This window comes from Streptomyces sp. NPDC027189 (genome assembly GCF_055566975.1).
Genome location: NZ_JBVHRI010000063.1, coordinates 1 through 11,214 on the forward strand (window position 1 = coordinate 1; position 11,214 = coordinate 11,214).

Here is an 11,214-nt window from a genome sequence, read left to right on the forward strand (position 1 = left end):
GACCGGTGTCGGCCCTGGGAGAGACCAACCCCGCCGGACAGGCTCACCCCCGCCCGAGTCCGCCGCGACTTTCGGCACATCCGCCCCACGGCCAGGAGGCTGTCGCATGGCTCCTGCCCGGTGAAGGTCAAGAGCGATTCTTGGGCGTGTGCTTGATGAGTTTGTTGAGGTTGTGCACTGTGCCGAGGAGCTTGATCTCGGCGTCCACCGCGTGGCGGCCGCGGTAGTTGAGGTGTCGTCCGAAGCGTTGGAAGATCTGGGCGAATCCCGGCTCGACCAGGGCACTGCGTTGACGGTACTGGGCCCGTCCTGTCGGGGTGGCAAGGCGGGCCGCCATGTCCTGCTGGCCGGCAGGGGCCTGCTGGCGTTTCGCGGGGAAGCCTGCCTGGTCGGCATCGCTGGTGACCGAGACCAGTAGCGGGAGGTCGGCGAGGGTCTCGAAGGACGCGGCGGAGGCGTATCCGCTGTCGGCGAGCCAGAGTTGGATGTCCCCGGGGAGCCGTGCGGCCCGGTGATTGTGCTGGGTCTTCTTCACCATCGGAACGAGGGCCGTCCTGTCCGAGGGATTGTCGTGCGCTTCGATGGCCAGCAGGAATTGACGGCGGGCGCAGACGATCTGGATGTTGTATCCCTGCAGGTAGCCGCCGCGTTTGCCTGGAATCAGCCTGGAGTCGGGATCGCTCAGGCAAGCACGGGACTCCGGGGAGGGGACGGGTCGGGGTGTGCGGGCCCGCTCCAGCCAGGCCCGCATCTTCACCAATCGCGTTCGCTGGCGCACGAGGACGGTCTTGTGCTCCATCGGGACCGGCGGCCGTCCGTTCGCTCCACGCCGTCCTGCCGCCCGGTCTGCTCGGGCGCGGAGCTCGTACCTCCTGAGTTTCTCCTGGTGAGCCTCGGTCTCGGCGGCCAGGCGCTTCTCGGCGCGGGCCACCATCCGCTCAGCGGCTTCGACCTTGATCCGGATCTCCGTGGGTGAGGGCATGGCCCGTTCATGCAGTCTTTCCTGGGCCAAGCGGGATCTGGTGAGCCGGTCGCACAGCCGGGACAGGCGAGGCCAGTTGTCGCACGCGGCCTCGCCGTCGCCCTGTGCTGTCGAACCATCGGCCTCCACCCTCAGCGCGTGGTCGGCTGCATCTTCCATCAGCGCGTGGATCTCCTTCTCGCACTGGGAGGCGGTCTCCTCCAGGCGCTGGAGCCGCTGGTTGGCGTCGCGTGAGGCGTTCGCGTCCATCGGTGAGCCGTCGACGGCGACCGCCGAGAGATCGACCAGGCCACGTCTGCCGCACAGCGCCAGCACCTGCACGAACAGCGAGTTCAAGGCGGCACGGTGGCGCCGGACGAACCGCGCGACGGTGGAGTGGTCCACTCGCCGGTTCGCGGTGATGATCCGGCAGCCCACATCGTCCCAGCAAGCCTGCTCGATGCGACGGGAGGAACGCACTCCCTTGCTGTAGCAGTACAGGAGCAACGTGATCAGGCTCGCGGGAGGGTAGGCCACACCTCCCCGCCCGTCGTCACGGTAGCTGTTCTCGAACGCCGATAGGTCAAGCAGCTCGACGATGTCGAGCACCTTCCAGCACAGGTGCTCGGGCGGCAGCCACTCCAGCACATCCTGCGGCATCTCAAGATCATGTTCACGGTCGCACAACAAGAAGTTCCGCCCCACCAAGCAAGATTCCGACGCCTCCTTGATCCTCGGAACCGAACAACGAATCGCTCTTGACCTTCACCGGGCAGGAGCCGTGCGACAGCCTCCCAGCTGCCCGGCCCAAGCACCGAAACCCTCCCGCCCCGGCCCCGGACGACCCCCAGGCAGAAAGAACACCCGGCCCACACCCCGCCACGACGTGCACACACCCCGCAAGACACAACCCGCGAAACGGCGAACGAAGACGTCAACCACCCCACGACCACGCCGCACAGGTTAAAGATCAAGTTAGGTGGTCAAGGACGGCAGCGACGTGCACGTCCTTGTGGGTGTCGACGCCAAGCACCACCGAACGCGGCGCGGCAGCGGCCCCGGCGGATTGGGCGGTGCGGAAAGCAGCGGGCATGCTGAGGGTGGTCACGGTGCTCCAGTTCGACGATGCGGTGCCGGTGGCCAGCGCCGGTCGGTGGAGCGGTCAGGACTGTGACGGTGCCTTCTAGGCCAAGGCCCCTATCGGGACACGCTCCGCCGGCCCGGTGCCGGTATGCGCCGCTCCGGCCGGGCCGACAGATCAAACACAAGGCACAAGCAGCCAGCCAGAGTACGAGTCAAGCCACGGCCGGAACGGCACGACCATCATCCTCACAGTCTGAGTACATTTAGCGATGGCCGGTGTAGGGGGAGTTGGGGGCAGGCCAGTCCAGGCACAGAACGGTGGCGTCGTCGCGTGGGTCCTGGTTCGAGAGTTCCAGGACGGTTTCGGTGAAGAGGCGTACGGCGTCGCGTGGGTGCCAGTCGCTGGTCTGCTGGATCAGGTCGCTCAGGTCGGCTTCGGTGCCGTGGGGCTCCAGCATGCCGTCGGTGAACAGGATCAGCCGGTCGCCTTGGCGCAGGTCGAGGCTCTGTAGGCGGTAGCCCGGGTTCGGGGTGACGCCGAAAGGCAGGTCGGCCAGGGGGGTGATCTCCTCGACCTGCCCGTCGCGCAGACGCAACGGCCAGACGTGGCCAGCGTTGACGAAGGTTGTCTGGCCGGTGTCGAGACTGACGCGCAGCAGTTGACCGGTGGCCATGACCTGGGCACCGTGCCGGATGATGGCCTGGCGTACCCGTTCCGATTGGTCCGCGAACGCCTGGTGCGCTCGGTCTGCGTAGTCCGCGACGGCCTGGTGGGCATCCTGGGCCTGGTCGAGGAGGCTGCCGCCCGCCCGGCGAGCGTTGCGCAGGGCTCCCACCACCATGGTCGCCACCAGCGCCGCCTGTACGTCGTGCCCCATGGCGTCGGTGAGAGACAGGTGCAGGGCATGACGGTCGAGCGTGTAGTCGAACGTGTCCCCGCCGATGTCGGCAGCTGGTTCCAGTGCTCCCGCGATGATGAACCGGCCGGTCTCGCAGGTGAAGGAGTCGGGAAGCAGACGGTGCTGGATCTCGGCGGCCAGCGACAGACGTGTGGTGCGCCGGCCCCATTCGTACAGATCGGTGAAGCGCCGGTTGGTGATCACCACGTAGGCGAGCACATGGGTGGCTTCGACAATGCGCTGCATCGTCTGGCGGTCGGGGCGGACGGGCACCGTCAGCTCCAGCAGACCAATCGCATCCCCGCGGTCGGACACCGGCGCGATGACCTGGATCGGGCCCGGTCCGCCTTTTCCCTCCCGCTCGCCGCTCGTCACGCGTACTTGCTGGGAACGGACCACTTGCTCGTAATCCGAGCCGCGCAGCTGGATCGGTCGCGGATGCTCCGGCCCGCCCTCCGCAGGGGCCCCGGTCAGCCGTACGACGGCCTTGCCGCCGTAGTCCGTGATCAGAAAGGACACCTCGGTCGCGGCAAGTTTTCTGGCCAGCAGCTGGGCCAGCACGGAGACGGCCATCTCCGGGGGTGCCGACTCCACTGATGTCAACAACTCGCCCAACCACGCCCGCTCATCTGCCACGCGGCGCACCTCCTCGGCGACCTCGGCCGACCAGTCGACCGGTCCCCTGCCAGGACTGCTTGGGACGGCACATCCATCACCGATTGAAGATGTTTGCCCCGATATGCGGAGAATATCTTCCTTGTGGTGCTAATGGTCGCAGCGTGGCGACCCCGAGTCGGCCAGGGCGCCCTCGACTCACTAAGCGCTTGGCGCAGGTTCGAGCCCCGCTGTCCTGTGCCGGCGAACTTTGACTGTTTGCCTCGAAGTCTGAGCGGTGGGGACCCGGCGCCCTCCGGCAAGCTGAGGATGTACTCAGGCGTTGACGGCCCGGTCTACCTGACGGGGCCTTCATCTTCTCCTAGCTGTTCGTCAGGCATGTCCAGGGTGGCCTCTCGGGTGTACTGAGGGCTCTCTGGGGGTGGAGGCACCCTAGGGGCCATGAGTTCGGTGAGGAGCCTGCTCAGGTCATCCGTGGATAGCGCCAGGCCCAGGGTCTGCACGATGCGCAGAGCGCAGTCCCGGATGGACTGAGCATCCTTCTCGGGCGCCGCCATGCTCCTGATCTCGTCACACACTCGGCTGAACTGCTCAGCGCTGATCGTTGGGCGACTTACCGGTTGCGCCATGGTGCGCTCCTCCTGGAAGAGCGGGCCGTTCCACCCGCTCCTCCAGGAAGCGCTGAGCACACCCCAACGGCAACTGGAGAGAGCCGGCGCGCAGACGCTCAACCAGAGCCGCTCAGACTCGTTGGCACGCGCTCAAAGCGCGCTGTCACAGGACACCCGCCGGGCCGCGCCAGAAGCCCTCAGGACGCTCTCACGCCAGAAATCGGACACATGATCGAATCCGAGGTATGGGCGCACAGGACGTTCCCACCCGAGTTGATGCAGACCCAGCGCGACTGGAACCGCACCTATGAAGCGCTCACCCAGCGACCTCCTCAGACCACAGCGCTGCGCAGACGCTTGCAGGAGCTCTCCAGCCGGCTTGCCTCCCATCCGTACTGGCGCTCGCAGACTGGTCGATCGCCAGCGGCAAGGTGGAACTGCGTCGGCAGGTCCGGTCACTGGAGGAAGGGAAAGCGTTCCCTGAAAGGGCGGGCCGGGAGGGCGACTTGATGTACACCTGCTTGACCGAGCACGACGGCACTTAAAGAGCGTTTTGTCCCGCCAGTCGTGTTTGGTTCCTATTTAGAGGGCGAGTTGGCCTGGGGCAGTTGAGGCGGAAGTACTTGATGCGGCGTGCGTGACAGGTGGCATCGACAACGGCGTCCTGGCCGAGCGGCGGGAGGACGCCGCTGCCTGATCAGACCTCACGCGATTCATTCAGACCGTGATCGCAAGCTTGCCCTGCACACCGCCGGCAGCCAGCACCTCGTGCGCCTCGGGCAACCTCTCCAGCGGGAACACCTGCTGCAGGTGCACCCGAAGCCTCCCCGCCTCGACCAGCTCGGTCAGTGCCTCCAGGCCGACCGGGTCCGGTTCCACGCCGACCGCCGCGAAGCGTACGCCGGACTGCTCCGCGAGCTTGGGCAGGGTGGTGCTGAGCCGCTCCACCGCCGTCACCAGCACGCCGCCCTGCCGCAGCACGCCGAAGGAACGCTCGGCGTTCCCACCGCCCAGAGTCTCCAGCACCACGTCCACCGGCGCGTCCCGGAGCACCTCGGTGTAGTTCTGGGTCCGGTAGTCGACGAGTTGGTCCGCACCCAACTCGCGCAGGAAGTCGTGCTTGGACGCGCTCGCCGTGCCGATCACCTCTGCGCCGAGGTGCTTGGCCAGCTGCACCGCGACGTGCCCGAGCCCGCCGCCCGCACCGTGGATCAGTACCCGTTGCCCCGGCCGCAGCTGCGCGATCTCCACCAGCGCATGCCAGGCGGTCAGGCCGACCAGCGGCAGCGCCGCAGCCTCCTCATGGCTGATCCCTGCCGGCTTGCGAGCCAACTGCCGTGCGGGGGCGACCAGATACTCGGCGTTCGCACCGGCCGCGGCCGGGAAGTACGGCATCCCGTAGACCTCGTCGCCGACCTGGAACCGGTGCACACCCGGATCGACCTGCTCTACCACCCCGGAGACGTCCCATCCCAGGACGAAGGGTGGCTCGCCCAGCAACGGGAAGGTGCCGGAGCGGACGAACAGTTCCACGGGGTTGACGCTCGTCGCCCTGACCCGGACCAACACCTGCGTCGGTCCAGGTGCCGGCTTGGGCGCGTCGTCGACGAGCTCCAGCACCTCGGGGCCGCCGAAGGACTTCTGGGTGATCGCGCGCATTGTCATGCACTCCTGTTCGGAGAGTCGTTTGGGATGTCCCTATCCTCGGCAGGGCGGTACCCGTTGAACAGAAGGCACTTCAAAGGTATATAGGTACCTCATGGGTACTACTGACAACCTGCGCTTCTACGGTGGCGCGGATGCCTATCTGGCTGCCTGCCCCTCGCGCCAGATCCTGGACGTACTCGCCAACAAGTGGACCATGCTGGTCATGGGCGCACTGTCCGGCGGCCCGATGCGCTTTGGCGAGCTGCGGCGCCGCCTGGATGGCATCACCCAGAAGATGCTCACCCAGACCCTGCGCACCCTGGAGCGGGACGGCCTGGTCACCCGCACGGTCTACCCGACCATTCCGCCGAAGGTCGAATACGCGGCCACCGGGCTTGGCGAGAGCGTCACCGCGCTGATGCACGCGATCCGCGCCTGGTCCGAGGAAAACATCAATGCCGTCTTGGACGCCCGCGACGTCTACGACGCGCGGGCCGCCCAGGAGGTACAGCCAGTCACGGCCTGATCGCTCCGGCTCAGCAGTGCCTGGTCGCCCTCGGATTGGTCATCCAGGCCCAGCCCCGCTTGTTAGGACGTCTGGGTCCACTACGGCTTCACGGGCGCAGGCATGTGGGTCTCACCCAACAGGGGCCTGTGGGCAGTGCTCCTGACCAACAAGCTCTACTACACCCGCGACCGCTGACCGCTGACCGATGTCCGCAACGCCTTCCGCGAACTGGCCTTCACGTAAGCGGTGCGTGTGGCCGCATGAATGAACCCTCCCCGTGCTCCACCCACCACTAAGGACTGGGATCAGAATGAGGTGTTCGCCACTGGGGAATGACGGGACGTCAGTTGCCGTTGTTACCCGCCGGACAGGGGGTGGGTGCGGCCGAGACGCGGGGTGGGAGCAAGCCGTGGCTGGTCGAGGACGGTCTGTGGGAGCAGATCGAACCGCTGCTGCCGGTGGTCGAGCGGCGCTTCCGGTATCCGGGGCGTCGGCGGATCGATGAACGCCGGGTGCTGTGCGGAATCTTGTTCGTGCTGTACACCGGCATCCCGTGGCGGCATCTGCCGCAAGAGCTCGGCTTCGGCTCGGGGATGACCTGCTGGCGGCGGCTGCGGGACTGGAACGAGGCCGGGGTCTGGCAGCGTCTGCATGTCATCGCCCGACGCGGCACCGAACACGGTTCCGGTCTCGGGGTTTACCGCTGGGTCGTGGAAGGTGCGATCGCGCTGCTGCACTGGTTCCGGCGCCTGCGCATTCGCTGGGAGATCCGCGACGACATCCACCAAGCCTTCGTCACCTTGGGCTGCGCCGTCATCTGCCGGCGCCGGCTGAAGACCTCGTTCTGATCCTATTCCTGGGGCTGGGCGTCGTTGTCGCCGCCGAAGTCGGGTAGGTCGGCGGACAGCAGGTGTTCGGCGCCGTGTTCGAGGGCCTTGGCTGTCTCGGTGGAGCGGGGCAGCATGGTCTTCTCGTAGGTGCGGATGGCGTCGTCGACGGTGGCGGCGTTCGCGAGGGCGAGGGCGAGTTCGCTGGCGTCGAGCATGGCGAGGTTGACGCCGACGCCGAGCGGGGGCATGAGGTGGGCGGCGTCGCCGAGCAGGGTCACCGTCGCGTTGTGGTCCCAGGTGTGCGGGACCGGGAGGGCGAGGATCGGGCGGTCGATGTAGGGGCCGTCGTTTTCGGTGATCATCTGGCGCATGCGGGGCGACCAGTGGGCGTACTCGTCGCGTAGCACGGCGCGGATGCCGTCGGTGTCCTCGGCGGTCAGCCCGTTGGCGCTGATCCAGTCGACCGGGACGCGTTGGATGATGTAGACGCGGATGTGGTTTCCGCTGTTGCGCTGGGCGAACAGGCCGCGTTCGCCGTCGGCTGCGTGGGCGCTGCCCGAACCGACCAGCTCGGCAATCTCGGGGTGTCGGTTCTCGACGTCGGAGAACCGTGCTTCCAGGAAGCTGACCCCGGTGTACTCGGGGACGGCGGGGGACACGGCCGGGCGTACCCGGGAGAAGGCGCCGTCCGCGCCGATGACCAGATCGGTCTCGATGCTCGTGCCGTCGGCAAAGTGCAATCGCCGTGGACCGTCGGCGGGTCCGCTGATCATGTCGAGGGCGCGGCCCCAGTGCACGGTTCCCGGCTGCACGGAGTCGAGCAACAGGTTGCGCAGTTGGCCGCGGTCGATTTCCGGCTTGAAGAGTTCGTCGGACGCCGGGACTTGATGGGACGTGATCGTGCCGGTCGGGTCCATCAGGCGCATTTCCTGCCCTTCGGGACGGGCGAGGGCGAAGAACTCGTCGAGCAGGCCGGCTTCGCGCAGGGCGACCTGACCGTTGTCGGCGTGCAGGTCGAGGGTGCCGCCCTGGTTGCGGGCGTCGGGGCCCGGGTCGCGGTCGTAGACGGTGACCGCGATGCCGCGCTGCTGGAGGATGCGGGCGCAGGTCAGTCCGCCGGGTCCGGCGCCGATGATGCTGATGCTGGCGTGGGCGGGCTCTGGGGAGTTCATGGTTGTTCCTTTCGGTCGGCGAAGAGGAGTCATCGGGCGAACAGGGCGGGGCGGGGCACTCCGGCGTCGGCCTCAGTCATGGACGTGCTTCGAGCGTCCCCTTGATGGACAGGACGGCGACGGGCGGTGCGGTGAAGACGATGACCATGCCGGCGAGGAGGTGCCGCTCAGGTGCCCACAACCTCATAAAATCAGAACAAGCATAAAAGTGCAACGGCTCTACTTAGCGAGGGGTTCGACTATCGGATACGCTCTAGTCATGACCGTGCCCCCTGTCAGCCGCCGCGACCGCAAGAAGGCGGCCACCCGGCAGGCAATCGCCGACGCCGCACTGCAGCTCTTCCTGGAGCGTGGCTACGATCAAGTAGGCATCCGTGACATCGCCGACGCCGCCGACGTATCGACCGCTACGGTGTTCAAGCACTTCAGCGGCAAGGAAGCGCTGGTATTCGACCAGGACCAGGACCGGGAGTCAGAACTGATCGCCGCGGTGCGGGAGCGACCCTCCGGTCAGAGCATCCTCGACGCCCTCCGACAGCACGTCCTCGACACCTGGCCCTCGATCGAGGCGCATCCTCAGGCGGCCGAGTTCACCCACCTGGTGGAGTCCACGCCGGTGCTGCGCGCGTACGCCGAACGCATGTGGACCCGGTACACCGACAGCCTCAGCGCAGCCATCGCCGACGAGTTCGGCGTGGACCACGACGACCTCGCATGTGTGGCTCTTGCTCGATTCGTACTCGACATCCCGGCCCTCGCTCGCGGTCGGCGGGACCGCCGAGCCGCCGTCGAGGCAATCTTCGACATCCTCACACACGGCTGGGAACCGCCCAGCAAGCCGCCTGCGCCGTAGCCCCCATGCGTTTCGACCGCAGCCACCGCTCGGCCCGGCAATGAGAACTGACATCCCCTCATTCCCGAGCAGGGAGCACCTCATTCTGATCCCAGTCCTCAGGGATGAATGTCGACCACACTCGCCTTGCATGCTCGATACCGTTTGAAAGCAGCAGTCGGACGGCCGACCGGATGACGGGAGTTCAGGTGACTGACGTGCGGCCCAGCCAGCGCATGCGAGACCTCGGCGTCGTCCAGCAGGGCGCCGGCATCCTCGCCGAACCGACCCGAGCCTTCGACCTGCCAGCCGAGCGCGACACGGCCGAACACATCGTGGACGAACTGTTCGCCGCCATCGAGCGCATCGGCCAAGTCCATCCCTTCGCCAAGGGCATGGGCATCGCCGCCCCACAGATCGGCATCGCCCGCTCTGCCGCCATCGTCATGCCGGCCGACGACGGTCCGGCCGTCATCCTGCTCAACCCCCGGATCACCGACCACTCTGAGGAGACGGACGAGCAGTACGAGGGCTGCCTCAGCTTCTTCGACGTCCGCGGCCTCATCCCCCGCCCTCTGACGATCATGCTGGAGACCACCGCCCTGACCGGCGAGATCACGACGACCTTGTACGAACGCGGCCTGGCCCGCCTCATCCACCATGAAGCCGACCACCTCGACGGCCTGCTCTACACCGCCCGGATGCGAAACGGAGTCGACCCCATTCCCGTGGAGGAAGCCCGGCAGACAGGCCGGGCCTGGGCATACGAGTAACCACACGTCAGCGATCCGTGCGGCGGCTGGTACGGCGAGGTGTAGGCCGCGCATCGTCCCGGCGGTGGGTTCAGTCGCTGATCTTGTCCAGGAACTCGTCCAGCGCCTTGCCGACGCGCTCGAGCCGTCTCGTTTCCATGACCGTCAGATTCGGATTGGCGACGTACCAGCCCTCGGCCGTTATCTGGTGCTTGGCGATCCAGTCTTTCACCGACGGGTCGTGAATCCCCGGCCAGCCTTCCCAGGCGGAGAAGAGCAGGTCCAGGAAATCAGGAACCTTTGTCACGAAGTCGTCGATGTAGGCGTCCCATTCGCCGTCGAACGCGGTGGCGAAGAGCAGTTTCGTGTCATTGTCCAGGAAGGCGAAGCGCATGTCGTGGACGGTTCCGACCCTTTCCGTCTCGACGAAGTTGCCGTTCGCCAACCTCAGCAACGCGCGCAGCCGCTCAGCCCCGCCGGGCGCGAACGGAGCGATCATGGTCAACTCCGAGACCTTGCCCTGACGGCTGCCGACCCGGCCGGCGCTTTCCATCGCCGACGGCGCCGCCGACGCCTGCGACGTCATCTCCTCAAGCACGTTCTCCAGTGCCGTCTTTGCCAGCTCCGGCGCGTCGGCGAACAGCTCCCGCACCTGCTGGGCCTTCTGCTCGATGGTCTTGTCCTGTTCAGATCCGGTCGCTGCCTGCGATTGCGGTGCCATGGCTGCCTTCTCCTCTCGGCCTCTGCGACGCTTGCACTCTGGTAATCCCCTGGCTCGGCCGGTGGCACTAGAGATCTTTAACGGTGCGGGTTACGTCTGGTCGTGACGGTTGGCGTCGGCTGCGCTATGCCGGAGGGGTGAGGTATCCCGATGGCGGTGGGCTGACGGCCGAGGAGCGGGATCGGCGTGAGCAAGTCCGGCTCGCGGCAGCTGACTTGATCGAGGCGGGGGCCAGTGATCGGGAGGTGGCGCGGCGGTTCAGGGTGACTCGGATGTCGGCGAACCGCTGGCGCCGGGCCCTGGCCTCGGGCGGCCGCCAGGCCCTCGCGTCCAAGGGCCCCGGTGGCGCCCGCTGCAAGCTCGATGCCGGCCAACTGCGTTCCCTGGAGGCAGTGTTGGAGGCCGGGCCGGCCGCGTGCGGATGGAGTGACCAGTGCTGGACGCTGGCCCGCATCGGCGAGGTCGTGCGCCGCCGGTTCGGCGTCGATTACACCCTGGCCGGGCTGGATCTGCTGCTGCACCGCATCGGCTGGAGCGTGCAGGTCCCGGCCCGGAAGGCCAGCGAGCGCAACGAGGCGCAGAT

At 67.1% G+C, this 11,214-nt stretch carries 10 protein-coding genes and 2 pseudogenes; 7 read left to right on the plus strand and 5 right to left on the minus strand.

Features of this window, described 5'->3' with window-relative positions; all coding sequences use genetic code 11:
• Window positions 1–127: 127 nt before the first annotated feature.
• Window positions 128–1,621 carry a transposase gene (locus ACZ4RZ_RS49780; protein WP_467754286.1) on the minus strand — a complete coding sequence of 498 codons (1,494 nt, stop codon included), beginning with the start codon at window positions 1,619–1,621 and terminating at the stop codon, window positions 128–130.
• A 121-nt stretch (window positions 1,622–1,742) separates the two neighbouring features.
• Between ACZ4RZ_RS49780 and ACZ4RZ_RS49785 the strand changes: the two are divergent.
• Window positions 1,743–1,928, plus strand: a pseudogene (locus ACZ4RZ_RS49785) (NF041680 family putative transposase); the annotation flags it as partial.
• A 379-nt stretch (window positions 1,929–2,307) separates the two neighbouring features.
• Here ACZ4RZ_RS49785 and ACZ4RZ_RS49790 read toward each other — a convergent pair.
• Both ACZ4RZ_RS49790 and ACZ4RZ_RS49795 read right to left on the minus strand, forming a co-directional pair.
• The gene (locus ACZ4RZ_RS49790; RefSeq protein ID WP_467754287.1) at window positions 2,308–3,579 is read right to left on the minus strand and encodes a PP2C family protein-serine/threonine phosphatase; all 1,272 of its coding nucleotides are present in this window, start codon (window positions 3,577–3,579) and stop codon (window positions 2,308–2,310) included.
• Window positions 3,580–4,886: 1,307 nt separating this feature from the next.
• Window positions 4,887–5,828 (minus strand): NADP-dependent oxidoreductase, encoded by a 942-nt coding sequence (locus ACZ4RZ_RS49795; protein ID WP_467754288.1) that lies wholly within the window; start codon window positions 5,826–5,828, stop codon window positions 4,887–4,889.
• 100 nt (window positions 5,829–5,928) lie between these two features.
• Between ACZ4RZ_RS49795 and ACZ4RZ_RS49800 the strand changes: the two genes are divergently transcribed.
• The 3 genes and pseudogenes from ACZ4RZ_RS49800 (at window position 5,929) to ACZ4RZ_RS49810 (ending at window position 7,172) form a co-directional block, all read left to right on the plus strand.
• Window positions 5,929–6,342, plus strand: a complete 414-nt coding sequence (locus ACZ4RZ_RS49800; protein WP_467754289.1) for a winged helix-turn-helix transcriptional regulator — start codon at window positions 5,929–5,931, stop codon at window positions 6,340–6,342.
• A gap of 66 nt (window positions 6,343–6,408) precedes the next feature.
• Window positions 6,409–6,519: pseudogene (locus ACZ4RZ_RS49805) on the plus strand (serine hydrolase domain-containing protein); the annotation flags it as partial.
• A 137-nt stretch (window positions 6,520–6,656) separates the two neighbouring features.
• Window positions 6,657–7,172 carry a transposase gene (locus ACZ4RZ_RS49810; protein WP_467754290.1) on the plus strand — a complete coding sequence of 172 codons (516 nt, stop codon included), beginning with the start codon at window positions 6,657–6,659 and terminating at the stop codon, window positions 7,170–7,172.
• Window positions 7,173–7,174: 2 nt separating this feature from the next.
• Here the strand turns inward: ACZ4RZ_RS49810 and ACZ4RZ_RS49815 are convergent, their stop codons facing one another.
• On the minus strand, window positions 7,175–8,326 hold the full coding sequence (locus ACZ4RZ_RS49815) for an FAD-dependent oxidoreductase (protein ID WP_467754292.1): 1,152 nt from the start codon (window positions 8,324–8,326) through the stop codon (window positions 7,175–7,177).
• 259 nt (window positions 8,327–8,585) lie between these two features.
• Between ACZ4RZ_RS49815 and ACZ4RZ_RS49820 the strand changes: the two genes are divergently transcribed.
• Together ACZ4RZ_RS49820 and ACZ4RZ_RS49825 are read left to right on the plus strand one after the other, a co-directional pair.
• Complete coding sequence (locus ACZ4RZ_RS49820) at window positions 8,586–9,179, plus strand: TetR/AcrR family transcriptional regulator (RefSeq protein ID WP_467754293.1); 594 nt, start codon at window positions 8,586–8,588, stop codon at window positions 9,177–9,179.
• Between the two features lie 188 nt (window positions 9,180–9,367).
• On the plus strand, window positions 9,368–9,931 hold the full coding sequence (locus tag ACZ4RZ_RS49825) for a peptide deformylase (protein ID WP_467754294.1): 564 nt from the start codon (window positions 9,368–9,370) through the stop codon (window positions 9,929–9,931).
• 70 nt (window positions 9,932–10,001) lie between these two features.
• On the opposite strand, the gene ACZ4RZ_RS49830 is transcribed toward ACZ4RZ_RS49825, so the two are convergent.
• Window positions 10,002–10,631: a hypothetical protein gene (locus ACZ4RZ_RS49830; protein ID WP_467754295.1), complete on the minus strand. Its 630-nt coding sequence runs from the start codon at window positions 10,629–10,631 to the stop codon at window positions 10,002–10,004.
• Window positions 10,632–10,768: 137 nt separating this feature from the next.
• On the opposite strand from ACZ4RZ_RS49830, the gene ACZ4RZ_RS49835 reads away from it, so the two are divergent.
• Window positions 10,769–11,214, plus strand: a 446-nt coding sequence (locus ACZ4RZ_RS49835; protein WP_467754297.1) for a winged helix-turn-helix domain-containing protein, incomplete at its 3' end; no start/stop codon positions are given.

Bases quoted from the DNA above. Each gene is read 5' to 3' on its own strand.
- ACZ4RZ_RS49780 (WP_467754286.1), bottom strand. From the start codon at position 1,621: ATGCCGCAGGATGTGCTGGAGTGGCTGCCGCCCGAGCACCTGTGCTGG.
- ACZ4RZ_RS49795 (WP_467754288.1), bottom strand. From the start codon at position 5,828: ATGCGCGCGATCACCCAGAAGTCCTTCGGCGGCCCCGAGGTGCTGGAG.
- ACZ4RZ_RS49800 (WP_467754289.1), top strand. From the start codon at position 5,929: ATGGGTACTACTGACAACCTGCGCTTCTACGGTGGCGCGGATGCCTAT.
- ACZ4RZ_RS49810 (WP_467754290.1), top strand. From the start codon at position 6,657: ATGACGGGACGTCAGTTGCCGTTGTTACCCGCCGGACAGGGGGTGGGT.
- ACZ4RZ_RS49815 (WP_467754292.1), bottom strand. From the start codon at position 8,326: ATGAACTCCCCAGAGCCCGCCCACGCCAGCATCAGCATCATCGGCGCC.
- ACZ4RZ_RS49820 (WP_467754293.1), top strand. From the start codon at position 8,586: ATGACCGTGCCCCCTGTCAGCCGCCGCGACCGCAAGAAGGCGGCCACC.
- ACZ4RZ_RS49830 (WP_467754295.1), bottom strand. From the start codon at position 10,631: ATGGCACCGCAATCGCAGGCAGCGACCGGATCTGAACAGGACAAGACC.